Source organism: Rothia sp. P5764, from assembly GCF_048512965.1.
Lineage (GTDB): Bacteria > Actinomycetota > Actinomycetes > Actinomycetales > Micrococcaceae > Rothia.
The window spans coordinates 1-15,921 of the sequence record NZ_JBLXXQ010000009.1; the positions used below are offsets into that span (position 1 = coordinate 1).

A 15,921-nucleotide genomic window follows, 5' to 3' on the forward strand; every position below is an offset into this window, starting at 1 on the left:
GTCATCATGGTAATCACTTCAATCCTCTTTATTTTCAAGGCAAAGCGCCGACACAAACCCAAAAAGTCACCACAAACTCACCACTTTGAAATCTAAAAAAAGTTAACGAAAAACCTTGCACACTCTACTTTACCTATGATAAAGTAGAGTCATGAAGGGGAACGGAAAGCCCCCTCACCCAGAAGCAAGCCGACCAAGAGAACAACAAACAAAGGAACAACCAAATGAGCACATACACCAAAATCCACGCAGACAACGCCGTAGCCTACAAAGCAATCACCGACTCCCCCACCTACATGGAAGCTCTGGCAGAATCGGCACGCCACGGCAAGGACCTCCGTCGCCTCCGCAAGCTCTACGCTAAACACATTCTTGGCAATCGCATAAATCCATCCACCAAGGCAGACATCGATAGCCGCTTCTGCCAAGCATGGGAACAGGCCCGCTCCGAATCAGGACGAACCCCTGAGCTGGGCAACACCCAGGGCGGGCTAACACCACGCCACCTACGCTAAAGAAAGGCCAACATGAGCACCTTTGAGCAAGCCGCGCAAAAAGCTATAGACCAAGCCCTGCACCTTCGCGCAACCAAGGGTGAACCCGAAGCTATAGATCTTCCCATTTACGAGAATGAAGCTTCACTGCGTAAGGCAGGGGTCTTTGAGCTCAGCCTCGAAGAACACACCCAGATGGTCGAACATATCGCCGACCAGTTAGCGGGGCATGGTTTCAGCGTCAATGTTTTTACCTCACCCACTGAGCCTTAAAAGATGCCCCGGCATCTCAATGCGGAAAGCAGATGCCGGGGGCTAGCCCCAGTAGCCTGGGGAACAACGCGCCAAAGGAAAGGCGCATACTATCATTCTACAAGAAAGGCTCCGGATTATGGGAGAGCAGAAGCTAGTAGAGCTTTACAGCGGCAAGGGCGCGGCGGAGGCGGCAGGGTATGACTCCTATCAGGCTTTCGCTTATGCCCATAAGCGCTACCCGATACCTGACCAGGGCTACCAGCATAACGGTAAGCCTGCTTGGACCCGGGAGCACTTGCTGGACTGGCGGGCTACGGTACCCGCGCCGGGGTGGGCTGGCAAGCAGGAAACATCTTAGGAAACTTTTAGACAAAAATTTCGGGCATAAAAAGAAAGGCCCCCTACCTGCCCCCTTAGCGGGGGTGAGGTAGGGGGCCAGCCCGTTTTTACTCTTCAATCAGAGTAAGAAGCTCACGGGCATTTTGCAGATAGCGTTCTCTCCAATACGGGGCCAGCTCACCCCAAACGCGCTGCTTGGGGAGGTTGCGGTTGCCGTCATTGGCGTAGAGGAACTGAGCTACAATCAGGGCTTTATCCATGCCACCAGACTACTAGGTCAAAGGGGTCTTCAGTAGTGCCAGTAGCCCCTGGGAGCCTCCTAAGAATACCCAGACTGCGGTTGCGATGGTCAGCCAGATTGGGTGTGTGAAACCCCCAGCGCTGTAGCCGACTTGGATCGCGCCGAGAATGACCGAGCCCAGAGCGTAGAGGGCGTAGACCCAGCGGCGGGCGCGGGCTGAAACCAGCTCGGCCACCGCTTCCTTAGCCTCAGCAACAGGGCCCGGCTCTCCCCCTTCATGGGGAACCTCGATCAGCTCTTCACGGAAACCTGGGATAGACATTTTAGCGCTCACCAGCCTTCCACAGAGTCAGCACAGTACCCGGAGTCAGGCACTTACCGGGGTTGCGGTCTTTGACAGCCTCCACACTGTAACCGTAGTAGGTTGCAATCTTCTCCCAAGAATCACCAGGCTCCACAGTCCACACCAGCGGGCCGGGGATAAAGATACGCTGACCCACAGCCAAGCGGTTCGGGTCCTTGAGACCGTTGTAATCAGCCAGCTTCTTGACATCCTCAGCCGAGGAGCTACCGAAGTAATAGCGGGCAACCTTGGCCAGGGTATCACCAGGGGTCACCACCCAGTGCGGGGCCGACTCGTTATCGCCCACGGCGGTCTGGAAGCCAGGTGCAGGGGCGGCGTTCTGCGCAGCGGGAGCCACATGCGTGGTTCCGCCGTAAAGCAGGTCGTTGATGGCCAGGCGCAGGGAGTCCATGTCGATGTAGGCCGGGTCGATTTTGCCCTGGTCGGAGTATTCCTTGTGCCCAATCTGGATGAAGTCCTTGCCCTTGCCGTAGCCGAGCTCCAGGGCGGCGCCCAGGTGAGGCATGACCCGGCGCTGAGCCTCCGTCCAATCGTCACGCACGCCGGAGGATTCCATCTCGATACCGATGAAATAGGAGTTGCCGACGTTGCGGTAGAGTCCGGAGGCACTGCCGGTGCCAGCATGATTACACAGGCCAGCGGCTACCACGTACACGGACCCATCACGGGCCAGGCCCAGCTGGCACAGAGGGCCGGGTAAGAAGGAATGCCCATTGATAAGGATGTTCAAGGTGGGGGCGTTTGAGCGGGCGTATGCTGCTTCTGCGGTGGCAGTGTGATGCCAGAGCACGCCCTCGACGCCTTCCATGCCCTGCCCTGCGTAGCCTCGTAGCTTCCAGCCGGCAGTTTCGATGATGGTGAGCTTTGAGCCGTCAGGTGCGGTGTAGTCGCGCAGTTTATCTGCTAGGTCAGTGAGAAACACTTGTGTCTCCTTAAATAGGTAAGCCCCGGGCGCTTGCTGCGCCGGGGCAGGTGTTTTTGGGTAAAGAAAAAGCCCTCATTTACGCTGGGGGCTTGGGGGTCATGAGCTCGGCCAAATCATCAGGAATGGCAGGTGCCGGTGGCCCTTGCCCGGTATCGATGTGTGCCCTGAGCTGGTAGATGTAGGCGGTAGAGAGCGAGATATGCAGGCGCGCTATATCTTTCATGGCGAAAGCCTCTGACTGCGCTTGATACATCTCCTTATAGGCTTGCCCGGTCTTTTCGCGGAGCTCGTCCACCTCAGCGCGTAGGCGCTTGACTTCCTCTTGGAGGTTATCCACTAGCGCCAAGGAGGCATCGGCGCGGTTCTTGCCCCGCTGAACCCAGGCGGTCACCAGCGCCCCGACTAGTGCTCCGCCTGCGGTGATAGCCACGCTAAAGAGCGACCATGCCTCGGAAGGGAAAAAAGTTGGTCCCATATTTTCACCTCCTTACGCTGGCGAGTAGGATAAGGAAAAATTATTTCTCCTAAAAGCTGTCACAAAAAGCGGGTAAAATAGGCTTACCACCCCACATCCTTACCTGGAAGCACGATGAAAAAGCTCAAGCTACTACTGACTGTCTCAATTCTCTTAAACCTTTTTTTGATCGGCACAGGGATGCTTTACGCTCACCAGCTATCGCCAGGTAAGGAAGGCTACCGGGAGATAGCCCAAAAATTAGGGATTGTGGAAGAGCGACGCCCTGCCTATAACTTCTACGGGGAAGAACGCTTTTCAGGCCTGCCAGGCGCAGAAATTACGGTGCTAGGCGATTCCCAAGCAGAGCGCGGCCCATGGAGCGAAGTACTCGGGAAGCCAGTAGCTAACCGAGGCCAATCAGGAAAGACCATCAGTGAAGTCCAGGCAGGCCTCAGCACCGACCTGGACTCTGATACCAGCGAGCTGATTATCTGGGCTGGCACTAACGACGCTATAGCAGGTCGTACTCCCGAGCAGATCCAGCAGGCCATGGAATCGCTTATATCAGAAGCCCGCCGTATCGCACCACAAGCAAAGGTCTATACCTTGGGGGTGCCGCTAGTCCCAGCCGATAAGGCCTACCTCGATGAAGTGAATCAGGCACTTGCGGTCGCATCACAGCAAAAAGAAGCTACCTTCATCCCTACAGAGGCTACGCTATCCGGGTACCTGGTAAATGACGGCGTGCACGTCAAAGGCCAGGGGTATGTGCTTCTCGGTCAGCAAATAAAGCAGGAGATGGGCTAGAAGCCCATCAGTTTCAAATCGCGCTCAAGGTGCTTAGCCTGGATATCATGTAGACCCTGATAGTAATGTGTGGGGTCATTTCCGCCATGCTCAGATGCAGGAAAGCCCGCCATGTAGACCCCTGAACCAGGCGTAGATTCAATCGCCCCTCCAGTATCAGATACCCAGCCTAAGCCCATAGGGTGGGTACCTGACCCTCGCTTGATGGCCCCATCATAAGCGATGACGGTGGCCCGCGACACGTCAGAGCCTGTAGCGCCTGCAGGAGCTGGTTTCCCTCCTCTCACGGGCGCCCCATCTCGAAGCCAGAGATTTACTTCCATAGCCCGTAGCCCGGGTACCGTGGGAGCCTGTCCAGCGACGGTAGCCCAATTATCTGAGGTCGTAGCCATAGGCGGGACGGTGCCCTGGACCCACCGCTTAGCACCTGCTTTCGCCCAGGCAATCACCATATCTTCCATTACTGCTTGCGCCGAAGCACCGAAAATACAGTCATTCGTACCCAGCGCACAGTACACCGAGTCTGCGTAGCGCAACATAGTGCCCATGTGGAAATCCCACCAGCCCTTATGGAGCATCTTCGCGAGCGACTCACCATGCTTACCATGGATAACGGCGGCCTGGCCTCGCCTTCGTAAGGCTTGATAGAAGTAGTTTCTATCTGGGTTTACGGAGTTCGAGTCACCGATAGTAGCCCATGAGGCTTTCTGCTTAGATGGGGCTATAAAGCCAGCAGGGCGCGCAGATTTACCTGGTCTGCCGGTAAAACCGCCATCGCCTCCTGCCACGACCTCTTGATAAGCGCCTGGGGAGATTCCTAAATCGTAGCTAGGGTCTATCGTTATTGAGGTTCCCATCGTCCCCTTTGACTGTTCCCCAGTATTTACCATCCACGTCATGACCTCAATGATGTCACCAGCATAGAAAGGCCCAGATACAGGGTCGCTCAGTACATCCTGGGCAGGCGGGGTTGACTCCGCATCAGTGTACCCGTGCACAGATACCACTGATTTTCCGCTGAAAGTCAGTGGCTCCCACTGGCTAGACTGTGGTCTACGGATTGAGCATCTCATAGATCCGGGCTGGTTTGCGCCGAACTGGGGATTGGGCCTGATGCTGAAGAGCAGGCTGAATGATGCGACGTTCGCGTGCAATAGGTGGCGGGTTCCTGCCCCAGCTCCTTGCCCATTGGCAGTGCCATTATTATTTCCCATCACTCCGCACCCAGTTGCGATGTTGAGAAGTGGCCCCTCATCGGGGACAAAAAGTGGAGACTCTGAATTTGCACCGGAGACTTTTACCCATCCGCCTTCATGAGGCTTGAACACTGATATTGTGCTCCATGAGCCGCTTTGGGTAATAGCAATATTTTCTAGCTTCATGCTGGTATGCCCACCTTTATATCTCCAATCGCGGAGAGCTCATGGCGTAGATCAAGCTTAATGCTTGATGCTTTGCCCGTGAGTCGGAAGCGTGAGGGGTCTGAGCCCACGTATGTGGCTTCTTGTCCGGTAGTGAGATTGACGAGCTTCGGGGCAGACGTGTCGTAGGTGAATCGGACCTTATCACCCACTGCGACAGAGACGGTTGTCAGCGCCGTAAGCTGGGTGGAGCCTGTAACCAGAGTTACGACCGAGACCCCTTTATTGTCTCCTCGAAGCTGCACATTCCCGTCTGCCGTGTACAGCGTAATCGTATAGGTACAAGGCTTGGACGCGACTGGTCGCGGGGTGTATTCGATATATAGTTTTTGCTGTTCCGCCGGGAGGGTGTACTCTGCGTAGGTCTGGAGACCTGCGACCATACTTGACCCGGGGGTGACATACCCCGAAACGATCATCGCAGGCACTGAGCCCGTGGATTTCCATGCGTAGGGTATACCTCCGGCAAATGAGTCTGACGATGATCCGCCTAAAGGCCCATCAGCTCGGTCAAAGCTATCCGACATCATCACATCGCCCGGGACGAATGTTTTTACGGGGAAGCGCAAAGTCCCGGAGACTGTGGCTCCTGCTTTAAATGAGAACCCGGGCTTAGGAACAGCGGCCCATTGAACCGTGGCCTCGCCCATCCCGGGAACCGTGTATGTCCCTGCCGACTTCGGCACCCCATCGATTTGATAAGTAGCGCCCGCATCTTTCGGGACCACATACGAGCGGGTCGCCGCGTCCATTTTGATCTGCGCCGGGACATGCTGGGAGGGGTCGGGTGGGGTGGTTTGGACCCACCAGACTTCGTAGGTAACGCCATCGATTATCTTCGTCTTTTCTGGCTCAACGTCAGAGGTTACGAAAACGTATTTTTGCTCTCGCCCGTAGGCATCGATGTAGATTCCAGCTGCTGGCTTTTTTTCAAGGGCGGAGACTCTGGCATCAGTAAGAGCTAAATCTTCTGCAGAAGCGAGACCATTTAGGTCAGGCTCAGCTTCTTCGATGGCGGTTAAGCGCCCAGCAAGCCGGGCGTCAGCCTCTTCACGGGCCGTCCGCTCCGCGGAAATAGCCGCCTGCGCCCCGGCCAGAGCAGTACGCGCTTCTGAATCAGAAATCTGGTTGGAGACGGTATTAAGGAAGGTGTCGAAGGTGGATTGATCAGCTTTCTGGCCGATAGCCTCAAAAGTCTTGGTCTCAAGCTCGCCAACCTTCCCATCGGCTAGCTCGTTGATATGGGCAAGCGCCCGGCCCGTAAACTTTCCTTCCGAAAGGATAGGAAGGGAAACCTTGCTAGACATATTTTTTCTCCTTTTCTAGGCCGAAGCCACGGGCACCAGGATTGCGCCGGTATCTTCGGGGTCAGGGGTCGCTCCGGCAGCGGTAATCTCGCCGGGCAGGTAGCTTGAGTATGTGAGGACGGGGCGGCGGGTTCCGTTCTGGATCTGGGCTTCGAGAATGTCGGAGAGGTCTGCGTCCGCGGTTAGCTGGAAGTATGCGTTCCTCTGAGGCACGCACCGCCCATCAGTGGTTTTCAGCTCGAAAACTGCTTCGTAGGCCCACCCTTCGGTGGCTATAATCTCGCCCTCGATTTTGCCCTTATCATCAAGCGGAAGAACAGTCGGCCCAGCGTAGATAACGTCTTCGTCGGGAGCGACCACCATCGCCGGGGCAGGGCCCACGATAACCCGGCCAGCAAGGGGCGTACCCTCAGTGGTCAAAAAAGCGCCAGTCAGTTTAACCGTCTTAGCCATTGCTTACTTCCTCCCAGCCTTGAGGGTAGGCTGCCGGAGACCAGACATTTCCGTCCTGGCTAGACTTCCATTTCTTCCCCTGGAAAAACACGATGTCCCCCGCCTGGTAAGCATCATGTGAGCCCGCAGGCTGCACCCACTCCATTACAGACGGAGCGGGAGCGAGCGTGGCTTCATCTGGTTTTCCGGCTTCCCTCACCTGGGTAAGGGCATCACAAATCCTAGAAGCTAAATCAGCATCACTTGCGGAATACGCTTCAGCATAGGCTTCAAGGGTCGGGCGTATAGTGGCCACAGCCTCCACAAGGGCTTTGGTTGCGCTTTCCCTACTCTCACGGCGGTTTCTTTCACGCGCAACGTCGACGTAAAGAGCTTCTAGCTCCTGATCGGTCATGGCAGATATTTCCTTAGCCATTGCCTGCCTTTCTGGTTAGTAGGTTCTAGGGGTGAACCAGCTGAAAGTCATCCCCATCGAATCGCCGGTTTTGAGCGAAAAGTTTCCTGTGCGGGAGCGGATATGAAGGTGTCCGTTAGTAGCTAGGTAGGCTTCATGCACCGCGTTTCCTTGGTTTACCAAGGTGTAGATCTCGGAGCTTGGCCTATATCCAGCTGGAATAACCTCACCGATAGAATGGAAGGTCCCAGGCATGGTGTACCCAAAAGCTCGACGAATCGGGTTTATGCCCGCAGTACAGAAGAAGCCGCCTTCTGCCGGGGTCACCTGGATACCACCAGTGGGTGAGCGTATTTCCCACCCGCTAGGTTGGGAAAGCCCTACCCTGTGGGGGCTGATCGTTACCCAGCTCGTGTATGAGGAGCGCACTTCGACGCCGGTTTGCTGGATGAAAGCCCTGGTCCCCCAAAGCACCGTTGATGCATCGGGCAGGGATTCCCTGGAGTCCACAACGATCGTCGGCGAGATAATCGGACGCTTTTTGACGCGAGCGCTGTCGGTCAGAAGCTGATTAGGTTGGCGGGTGACTTCCCAGAGCACCAGGTATTCTTTGCCTCCGGTGGTATCTAGGCTGGTGACTACGGTCAGCTTGACGGGCATGGCCTTATCCAAAGGGTTATACATGAGTGCAACCCGGTAGGTGGTCGCCCGCGCCACGGCAGGAAGCTCCACGCTAATTGGCGCATCCATCTTGTGATAGAAGCCCGATACGACCGCGTGATTGAAATGGGTCTTGGTGTCCACGGCGATGACTGCCGTATTGTTCACGTTGTTCAAGCTCGTCAGGTTGTAAGGGTTTCCGCCCTCATCGAGCACGCCGGTGCCAAAGCCACGGGCAACTGACTTCCACTGCTCCACATTCAGCGGAGCTTCAAGGATAGGGAATGATGTTTCAGTCATATTTATTGGGCCTCCAATCTTTGTAGCCTTCCGGCCAAGTCATTTACACGGGGCGACCATGCAGGGATATTCTCTGCATCGGGGCCGACCCCGAGTTTCACGGTGCGCCCCGTACCGGTCCAGGTGATTTCAGCGCTCGTGACCTGCTCTGTGTACTCCACCGGGCCAACCTCCAAAGTGATGGTGTCGCCCAGGTCGAAGTCGATACCGAAGGTGGTGCCATCATCTTCTTCGAGCGTGAAGCTGGCGGAGTTCCTGGGGCCTGCCTCAGCGAGTGCCTCAGCCCCGGCCTTATCAAGGTCAGTATCATCGTTGGTGTCGCGCCGGTCTTTGAAGGTCTCTATGCGGTGACCCCAGGTGCCGGGGGCGCTGGTGTACTCTTTGAGTTTTCGGTCAGCGCCCTCGCCCTGCCCGCCGACAATGACAACATTCCCAGTGGGGGCAGCATTCTTCACATCACCGGAAGCGACCAGCCGTACCTGACGGGTCAGGTCACGGGTAGGCTCCACATCAAAGACAATCTGGCGCTCATCATTCCGGGTCGCGATGAAACGCAAGCCCGCAGGATTAGCTACCTTCTGGCAGGCCTCAAGCAGGCTACTGAACCGCTCCGAGCAGGAGGTGTTACCGCCGAGCCCGCGTGATTCAGCAACCACCAGCGCAGGAGAGCGCCGAGCAGATAGAGCAGCCGGCCCAGCGTTCAGGTTCACCAGGGTTTTGATGATGGTCTCGGCTGGGCCGCGCAGATCATAGCGGGCCCGGCCCTGCGCACCTGGTTCTTTGGTGGGGTCTGGATAGACCACCCGGTCAGCTAGCCGGTGAAGCTCGCACCTGCCGGAGATGGTGAGAGTGCCGCCTGACCCATCTACCTGGGTGACAAATTCGCGGATAGCGCCGGAGAAGTGCAACGGGCCGTCCGTGGCCATGACCGACCAACCAGGGGAAAGCCGGCGAACCAAATCATCATCTAGCCCCAGCTCAAAGAGGAAAGTGGTCAGGTTGTTGTAGCGGGTGACGGCCTTAGCGGTAAGCGGTTCGAGTAGACCCCTGGGTACCCCGGTAGGGTCGAGGGCCCAAAGCGATAACATCAGATAGCCTCCAAGAAACGCTCGGCGTAAACCAAGTTCACACGAGTTTCGGGGGTAGCCCCCGTCATTGTGATATGCAGGTGGTTAGCCCCCGGCTTGAGAGTAAAAAGCCTCGAAGAAAGCGGAACTTTCTCCCATACATCGGGGGTTAGGCGCCGCCTAGCGGTATCAATAATCAGGGTTTCACCGGCGCGGAGCTGATGATTCACACGGAAGGTTTCAACCCCGTTGCTGATCATTAAATACTCGCCGGGGCCAGTGACCTGCCAAGTTGGGGCGACCTCGCCAGCACCAATGATCTCCACCGTAAAGCGGTCCTGGACAGCTGATTGAGAGAGAATCACTGGGAAGAACGGAGATGTCTCCGACAGAAAAGGCTTCACACCGGGGGCCACGCTTAGCGAGATGAGGTTTTGTTCGCCCCGCCACCAAGGGTCAGGGCAAACAAACTTCAGTCCAAGGGTCTGCCATGAGCCGTGAAAGCCACTATCAAAATCACCCTCAAGGCCGCCCTTATAGCGCCCGCTAATCCTGCGGACGGTACCAGTAGCCGGGTCCTCAACAACGATTTCAACCGGCCCATGATGCGGGGCTAGGAAGCTGTAGAGCTCACGGCGCACCTCGGTGCATTCGGCCAGGGTGCGCTTGTGGATAAGGAGCGGAATAAAAATCTCCCGCTCCTTATACTTCACACCATTCTCTCTAGCCCCATCAGTGCCTATACGATCCACCAGCTGAATATCAACCGGCGGAAGCCCTAGCCCCTGGGACCCATACAGATGAAGAATATCCTCATCACTGATTCCCAAGGAGAATACTCGCTCACCCCGCTGGAAAGAGACCAGCGGGGAAGAGTTTTCAAGAGCCATGTTCTTCTCCTTAGAGTGCTAGAGCCATGCGCTGACGGTTTAGCCTGTCAACCTGGTCAAACATCATCTCGGCGTTTTGCGCGTAGACATTGCCGATTTGGATAGCAGGCTGACTCGGCTTTGCCGAAGCTGTGGACTGAGCGATTTCGTACATCGCCGCCCACTGCTGGTCAGTCAGCACATAATCGGGGGTAGACCGCTGATGATCAATCAGCTGAACACCACGATTAATAAGACCGCCCTTATCGTAAAGAGCAGGGGGTTCACCGACAATACCGCCAAGGGCATACCCATGCCCCTGCCCGATAACATTGAGCATCGACGCCCCGTACCTAGCTTTTGCATAGCGCATACCTGCAACCAGATTCGCCAGAGGGTCGAAACGGTCATTAGGCAAGCTAGGATCACGATAGGCCTGGAAGGTTGAGCCAATAACCTGGACAAGGCCTTGCGCCAAGTCGCCAGTAATGGTGTTGATATCGGTGTAACCATTCTGGACAGCCCTCGGGTTGCCGCCAGATTCAGACTGAATTTGGCGGAGCCAAGCCCCAACATAGTCATCTCGGACAGGCAACCCAGCGCGGGCCAAGGCGTCGCGGACTGTAGGCTCCCAGTTCGTGCTCATGCCAGAGCTTTCGCTCCCGCCAAATTTGCTACTGACCCAGGTGACTACAGAGTCAAGGGTTTTCTGGGCGATATTGAACGGGATATTCGCAAAGACATTCCCGCCAAATTTCTGCTTGGCAGTGTCCAAAAGGGCACGTACTGGCGCCGTGAGCTTCTCAGCGAGAATCCCAATGATTGAGGAGCCTCCGCCTCCACCGCCTGTTCCGCTAAGGTCACTGGCATCGAAGTTGACGGCACCTCCGAGATAGCTCAGAGGGTCGATATCGTTAGGCCAGCCGCCGTTGAACACGCCAAAGTGCAGGTGAGGCCCAGATGAGATACCAGTGTTACCGGTCTTTCCCAAGTAATCACCTTGTCGGACCATATGTCCGACTCGCACGGCAATCTCAGAGAGATGGGCGAACCACCTTTCGAGACCGCCAGACTTGACGTGAATCTCGTTGCCGCCCCAAACACCAGGAGCGCGGGCACCGGCACCAGCATGGGTGATAATGCCATCGGCTGTTGCGTAAATGGGTGTACCGATGGGAGCGGCGATGTCGATTCCCTTGTGGACTCGGTTATAGCCCTGAGATAGCGGATAGCGCTGCTTCAGAGGTGAAATAACACCACCCGTCGCGTAGCCCCCACCGAAGTTCTGGGAAAGCCAGCTAGAGGCACCTGAGATACCACCGTTATTCGCGGCGGCGTTGATGCCGTAGATGAAGCTATGCCCAAGAGCTCGGGTGGCTTCGGGCACGATAACGCCTTCGCCCTTGCGCATGGGCACAAGCAGTTCATCTTTCTTAGCGCTTTGGTAGCCGGGGAGGACACCGCCACGAGCGAAGCCCTCGGGGAACTTCATCTCGTCCAGCGGGTCTCCGCCCCAGAGCTTGGCCAGGTTATTGTAGTTCTTGATAACGCCGCCATTGATAACGGTGTCAATCACGAACCTGACAGGCTCACGCACCAAGTCTTTCAAGGCCGACCAGGCCCTACCGATGCCATCTTTCGCGGCTTCAAAGAAGCCAACAAAAGTGGTGGTGATATATTCACCTAGGGGCTTGAGAACCGAGTTTTTCAGCCAATCCCAGACCGCAGCAATCTTGTCTGAAATCCAAGTCCAGACCTGCTCAACCGTGCGCCAGAGCGTGCGGAAGGCTTCCCCAACGGTCCTGTCGAGGAAAGTCACCAGCGGGTCAAGGATATTGCCACGGATAAAATTCCACGTAAATGAAATTTTGTCCGAGATCCAAGTCCAGACGTTGCTGACCTGATTCCACAAGAATATAAATGCCGGGACGAGGACATTCTCAAGGAAGGCCTTAGCCGGGATGAGCACTCTGTTCTGGACCCATGACCAGACAGCTGAAATCTTCGAGCTAATCCAATCCCAGACCAAGCCAACCGCGGTGGAGAAAGCCTGCCACGCTAGCGTAACCACGGCGATAGCGGCCTGGATGAAGGGAACGGCAACACCGTTCCACCAGTCCAGGAAGCCCTGAATAGCCGAGGTTACAAAATTCCAGACGGCGACCAGCTGGTCTTTGTAGGTTTCCCAGACCTGCTGCAGAACCCACACCGCCGCCTGAATGAACGGCACCGCAGTGTCCTGCCACCAGCCCATAAACCCAGCGATAGCGCCCTGGATAAAGCCCCATACCGGCTTGATAACGCTCTCATAAAGCCAAGTGAATACCGGCCCCAGCAGGGTGGTTACTACCCAGGCAATACCCTGGAAAATGGTAAGGAGGATAGCGGCCACCATCGTAATGGTCGCCATCACCGCATACCACACCGGGTGAATGACATTCTCGTAAAGCCAGCTAAATTTTTCGCCTAGCCAACCAACAACCTCACCAAGCCATGAGACAACGCCGCCAAAAATATCCTTGACAGCCTGCATGGCTGGCTGAACGTACTCGGAATTCATCCGAGCGAACCATCCGCCAACAGTGGCGAGCGCCCCACCAATAGCAGGAGCCGCAACATCAGTAAACCAGCCGACCACGTCAGAGACCGACTGCTTCACCCAGCCCCAGACAGGCGCAATGTAATCGTGGTAAAGACCCGTGAACCAGTCTCCAATAGCGGCCAGCGCGCCCTGGAAGGCCGGGACAGCTGTGCCGGTGAACCAATCAACGACACCTGAGATAACTGACTTGATCCAGGCCCAGGCGGTGTCTACGAGGTCGCGGAACCACCCAACGCGCTCATAGGCCATTTTGATACCGACGGCTAGAGCTACAAGCGCACCAACAGTCAGAGCAATAGGAGCAAGAGCCGCCCACTGCGCAGCAGTAAGGCCCCACAGTGTGCCAGTCTGCACACCGGTAATGACCTGCCAGGCGGTAGTTACCGCTGTCATGATGCCTTGGGCAGTTGCTACAGCTTGCAGGGCTACCTTGTAGGCGACGAAGGTGCCGGTGACAGCGGCAACGCCGGAGGCAAATGGCATCCACACCGGGTACCACTTATTCATGGCATCGTAGCCCTGGTGAAGCCAGTAAGCCACTTCCTCCATGAAGCCGGGGAACCCGCTAGAGGTTATATCCCCGTCATTCGCGGTCCATGCCGCCCCGAAAGCACGGAACCCGCCCACAACCTCGTCCATGAACGGCCCAACAGCATTAGTGGCTTCGTCGAGCCATTCTGTAACCTGGTTCAGGGCAGGGCCGATGAGAGGGAAAATGTCCTCTAGCACGGCAGCGCCAAAGCGGCTCAGCGCCGCTATAGTGTTTTTGTAAGCGCCGGTGGTGGTCTCGCCGCCCTTGAGCGCTGCGCCTTCCATCGAGGACATCGCCTCGATGAAAGTATCTGAGCTGATTTTGCCCTCGGAGCCTAGCTTGTAGACTTCCTCGGCGGTGATGCCCATTTCCTTGGCAAGCATCTGGACAACGGGAATACCTGCGTCAGAGAGCTGAGCGAAAACATCGCCTTGAACCTTGCCGGAGGTCATGACCTTGTTGAAGATTGACCCCATCGAGGCCATATCAGTGCCCGCGATAGTGGCCGCGTCACCGACTAGCCCGAGGTACCGGGTTAGTTCTTTACCAGGTTCTACACCCGCGGCGACTGCCGCAGAAGCAGTTGTGGCGGCTTCGTCCAGGCCAAAGGCTGTGCCCTTGACCGACGCTAGGGCACTGTCCATGATGGTTGAAACGCCTTCAGCGGTATGGCCTAGCCCTTCAAGCTTTTTCTCTGCGCTCTCAATAGCAGAGAGACGACCGAAACCCTTAACCAGGGAGGTTGCTAGTAGACCGCCTGCGGCGGTTCCTACAGCTACCGCGCCCACCTTTAGACCCTTAAAAATCCGGTCTCCGAAACCCGATCCAGCGTTATCAGCGGCTTGCTCAACTGCCCCACCGATTTCTTTCTCTAGGTTGGCTTTGAATCCTTTACCTAGTGAGGGAATGATGGGGAGGTAGGCTTTTGCTAGCTCAATAGCCACACGCGCACCCCCTTTAGAGGTAGATAAGATTTTTTGGTCTGTTTACTTCTTTGGGGCTATATGAGGTCTCCGTAGAGTGCCTTAGCTTCGGGGCCCAGCATTTCGAGCACATCAGCCATAGGAGCGGCAGACCCATAGTGTTTACCCTTTTCTTCTTCTGGTTCAAGACCAGGAAGATAGACAGGTTTAGGTGGTTTCCCGCCCTTTTCTGCGTCTTTGCTCTTAGACCATGCAAGCCAGGTAGCCCGGTTATTCAGCGCGGTGAGTAGTTGCTCTTGCACGGTCCAGCGTGCCCCCGGCCCGTGCACAGAGACGGCGAGCGCGGTGCCGGGGGTGTCGAGCATACGACGGGCAAAAACGAATACGGCCCGCCAGGGCAGGGAACCCCCTGCCTGGTCAAGCCGCATACCGTGAGTAAGAAGGTCAGCCTCTAGGGCTTCACCATGACCGTCCTCGATAAGATCAAGGACGGCAGTTATTCCCCCAGGTTTACCCCGGAGATTTCCTGCCATTCCTCGAAGAAGCTCTTCATCTCCTTGATGCTGAGCTCATCGAATACCGCTAGAGCCTTTTCGCTGGCGTGGTTTTCTACCAGGCTCATCATGGTGTCTATTTCTGATGCGTTTCGATGCTTGCGGAGGAACCCGGCAGTGGGGTTGAATTTCTTGATTTTGATTACGCCCTTAGGGGTGTGTACTGCGACGGTGTCGCCGTTTGCGGGCAGACGGTCGGTGGGGCGCTTACGGTTGCGGTTGCGGTTTGAGGACATTCGGGGTGCTCCTTAGAAAGAATCAGTAAAAGGTGTGGGGGCATGGGGTTGGTAACCCGGCAGGCAGGCGAGCCCCCAAGAAAAAGCCTGCCCACCGGGAAAACTGTGACCTAGGCCAGAGCGGTGGACTCATACTCGTAACCGTAGTTACCGTTTTCGTCCGGGTAGCACTTGAGCGTGACCGGGTAGGTGATAAGGCCCTTGTGGTTGTAGCTGGACTCGCCAACGCTCGTAATCTGTGAGCGGGGGTAGACCAGGCGCACCTTGGTCTTGCCGTCAAGCATGTCTGCGATACGGGCCTTGGTTTCAAGCTGGGTGGCGTTCTTGGTGATAGAGACGTTGCGCTCAGCGCCAGAGGTCTGAACGTTCACGTTCGAGTCGCCGTGGACTTCCTTGAGGGTCTCCTCAGTCCGCTCGATGTAAGTCAGGGACACTTCAATCGCGTAGTCGGCCTGTAGAACACGGGCCAGATGCCCGCCCCACGCTTTGATATCTTCGGTGTCGCGCTTGGGTGACTCGTTCAGGCCGTCCTCGCTGATAAGACCGGAGAGCTTGAACGCTGGGTCAAGCGGGGTCTTAGCGTCGGTGGGCAGCGCGGTGCCGAGCGGTGCAATACTGATACCGCCAGTTGCCTTCGCGGGCGCACCCACACGGGTCTGGTTAATGACTGTCGCCATAATTTTTGCTCCTTAAATAGCAAAGGCCCCCATGTGGAGCCTTG

Annotated in this window: 19 protein-coding genes; 4 read left to right on the plus strand and 15 right to left on the minus strand. The window is 56.3% G+C overall.

Going from position 1 to position 15,921, the window contains the following annotated elements; all coding sequences use genetic code 11:
* The first annotated feature begins 224 nt into the window (after positions 1 to 224).
* The 3 genes from ACN08Y_RS10160 to ACN08Y_RS10170 all read left to right on the plus strand — a co-directional run bounded on the left by ACN08Y_RS10160 (position 225) and on the right by ACN08Y_RS10170 (position 1,107).
* Positions 225 to 515, plus strand: a complete 291-nt coding sequence (locus ACN08Y_RS10160; RefSeq protein ID WP_419112611.1) for a hypothetical protein — start codon at positions 225 to 227, stop codon at positions 513 to 515.
* Between the two features lie 12 nt (positions 516 to 527).
* Positions 528 to 767 carry a hypothetical protein gene (locus ACN08Y_RS10165; RefSeq protein ID WP_419112612.1) on the plus strand — a complete coding sequence of 80 codons (240 nt, stop codon included), beginning with the start codon at positions 528 to 530 and terminating at the stop codon, positions 765 to 767.
* A gap of 118 nt (positions 768 to 885) precedes the next feature.
* Entirely contained in the window at positions 886 to 1,107 is a 222-nt protein-coding gene (locus ACN08Y_RS10170; RefSeq protein WP_419112613.1) for a hypothetical protein, read from the plus strand.
* Between the two features lie 88 nt (positions 1,108 to 1,195).
* On the opposite strand, the gene ACN08Y_RS10175 is transcribed toward ACN08Y_RS10170, so the two are convergent.
* The 4 genes from ACN08Y_RS10175 to ACN08Y_RS10190 all read right to left on the minus strand — a co-directional run bounded on the left by ACN08Y_RS10175 (position 1,196) and on the right by ACN08Y_RS10190 (position 3,093).
* Positions 1,196 to 1,348 carry a hypothetical protein gene (locus tag ACN08Y_RS10175; RefSeq protein ID WP_419112614.1) on the minus strand — a complete coding sequence of 51 codons (153 nt, stop codon included), beginning with the start codon at positions 1,346 to 1,348 and terminating at the stop codon, positions 1,196 to 1,198.
* 12 nt (positions 1,349 to 1,360) lie between these two features.
* A complete protein-coding gene (locus tag ACN08Y_RS10180; protein WP_419112615.1) occupies positions 1,361 to 1,651 on the minus strand; it encodes a hypothetical protein in 291 nt (96 codons plus the stop codon).
* A gap of 1 nt (position 1,652) precedes the next feature.
* Positions 1,653 to 2,615: a LysM peptidoglycan-binding domain-containing protein gene (locus ACN08Y_RS10185; protein WP_419112616.1), complete on the minus strand. Its 963-nt coding sequence runs from the start codon at positions 2,613 to 2,615 to the stop codon at positions 1,653 to 1,655.
* 79 nt (positions 2,616 to 2,694) lie between these two features.
* On the minus strand, positions 2,695 to 3,093 hold the full coding sequence (locus ACN08Y_RS10190) for a hypothetical protein (protein ID WP_419112617.1): 399 nt from the start codon (positions 3,091 to 3,093) through the stop codon (positions 2,695 to 2,697).
* A 114-nt stretch (positions 3,094 to 3,207) separates the two neighbouring features.
* Between ACN08Y_RS10190 and ACN08Y_RS10195 the strand changes: the two genes are divergently transcribed.
* Positions 3,208 to 3,882: an SGNH/GDSL hydrolase family protein gene (locus tag ACN08Y_RS10195; protein WP_419112618.1), complete on the plus strand. Its 675-nt coding sequence runs from the start codon at positions 3,208 to 3,210 to the stop codon at positions 3,880 to 3,882.
* On the opposite strand, the gene ACN08Y_RS10200 is transcribed toward ACN08Y_RS10195, so the two are convergent.
* The 11 genes from ACN08Y_RS10200 to ACN08Y_RS10250 form a co-directional block, all read right to left on the minus strand.
* Positions 3,879 to 5,264, minus strand: coding sequence for an SGNH/GDSL hydrolase family protein (locus ACN08Y_RS10200; protein WP_419112619.1), 1,386 nt, complete (start codon positions 5,262 to 5,264; stop codon positions 3,879 to 3,881). The genes ACN08Y_RS10195 and ACN08Y_RS10200 overlap by 4 nt on opposite strands.
* Complete coding sequence (locus tag ACN08Y_RS10205) at positions 5,261 to 6,610, minus strand: hypothetical protein (protein WP_419112620.1); 1,350 nt, start codon at positions 6,608 to 6,610, stop codon at positions 5,261 to 5,263. Before ACN08Y_RS10205 ends, ACN08Y_RS10200 begins: the two co-directional genes overlap by 4 nt.
* Positions 6,611 to 6,625: 15 nt before the next feature.
* Positions 6,626 to 7,063 carry a hypothetical protein gene (locus ACN08Y_RS10210; RefSeq protein ID WP_419112621.1) on the minus strand — a complete coding sequence of 146 codons (438 nt, stop codon included), beginning with the start codon at positions 7,061 to 7,063 and terminating at the stop codon, positions 6,626 to 6,628.
* Positions 7,056 to 7,478 (minus strand): hypothetical protein, encoded by a 423-nt coding sequence (locus ACN08Y_RS10215; protein WP_419112622.1) that lies wholly within the window; start codon positions 7,476 to 7,478, stop codon positions 7,056 to 7,058. Before ACN08Y_RS10215 ends, ACN08Y_RS10210 begins: the two co-directional genes overlap by 8 nt.
* A gap of 15 nt (positions 7,479 to 7,493) precedes the next feature.
* The gene (locus ACN08Y_RS10220) at positions 7,494 to 8,417 is read right to left on the minus strand and encodes a hypothetical protein (RefSeq protein ID WP_419112623.1); all 924 of its coding nucleotides are present in this window, start codon (positions 8,415 to 8,417) and stop codon (positions 7,494 to 7,496) included.
* A gap of 2 nt (positions 8,418 to 8,419) precedes the next feature.
* Entirely contained in the window at positions 8,420 to 9,505 is a 1,086-nt protein-coding gene (locus ACN08Y_RS10225; RefSeq protein ID WP_419112624.1) for a Gp37-like protein, read from the minus strand.
* Positions 9,505 to 10,374, minus strand: coding sequence for a phage distal tail protein (locus ACN08Y_RS10230; RefSeq protein WP_419112625.1), 870 nt, complete (start codon positions 10,372 to 10,374; stop codon positions 9,505 to 9,507). Before ACN08Y_RS10230 ends, ACN08Y_RS10225 begins: the two co-directional genes overlap by 1 nt.
* Positions 10,375 to 10,384: 10 nt before the next feature.
* Positions 10,385 to 14,431 (minus strand): peptidoglycan DD-metalloendopeptidase family protein, encoded by a 4,047-nt coding sequence (locus ACN08Y_RS10235; protein ID WP_419112626.1) that lies wholly within the window; start codon positions 14,429 to 14,431, stop codon positions 10,385 to 10,387.
* Between the two features lie 56 nt (positions 14,432 to 14,487).
* Positions 14,488 to 14,943: a DUF5361 domain-containing protein gene (locus ACN08Y_RS10240; protein ID WP_419112627.1), complete on the minus strand. Its 456-nt coding sequence runs from the start codon at positions 14,941 to 14,943 to the stop codon at positions 14,488 to 14,490.
* Complete coding sequence (locus tag ACN08Y_RS10245) at positions 14,907 to 15,200, minus strand: hypothetical protein (RefSeq protein WP_419112628.1); 294 nt, start codon at positions 15,198 to 15,200, stop codon at positions 14,907 to 14,909. Before ACN08Y_RS10245 ends, ACN08Y_RS10240 begins: the two co-directional genes overlap by 37 nt.
* Before the next feature lie 110 nt (positions 15,201 to 15,310).
* Positions 15,311 to 15,877: a hypothetical protein gene (locus ACN08Y_RS10250; protein WP_419112629.1), complete on the minus strand. Its 567-nt coding sequence runs from the start codon at positions 15,875 to 15,877 to the stop codon at positions 15,311 to 15,313.
* Between the last annotated feature and the right edge of the window lie 44 nt (positions 15,878 to 15,921).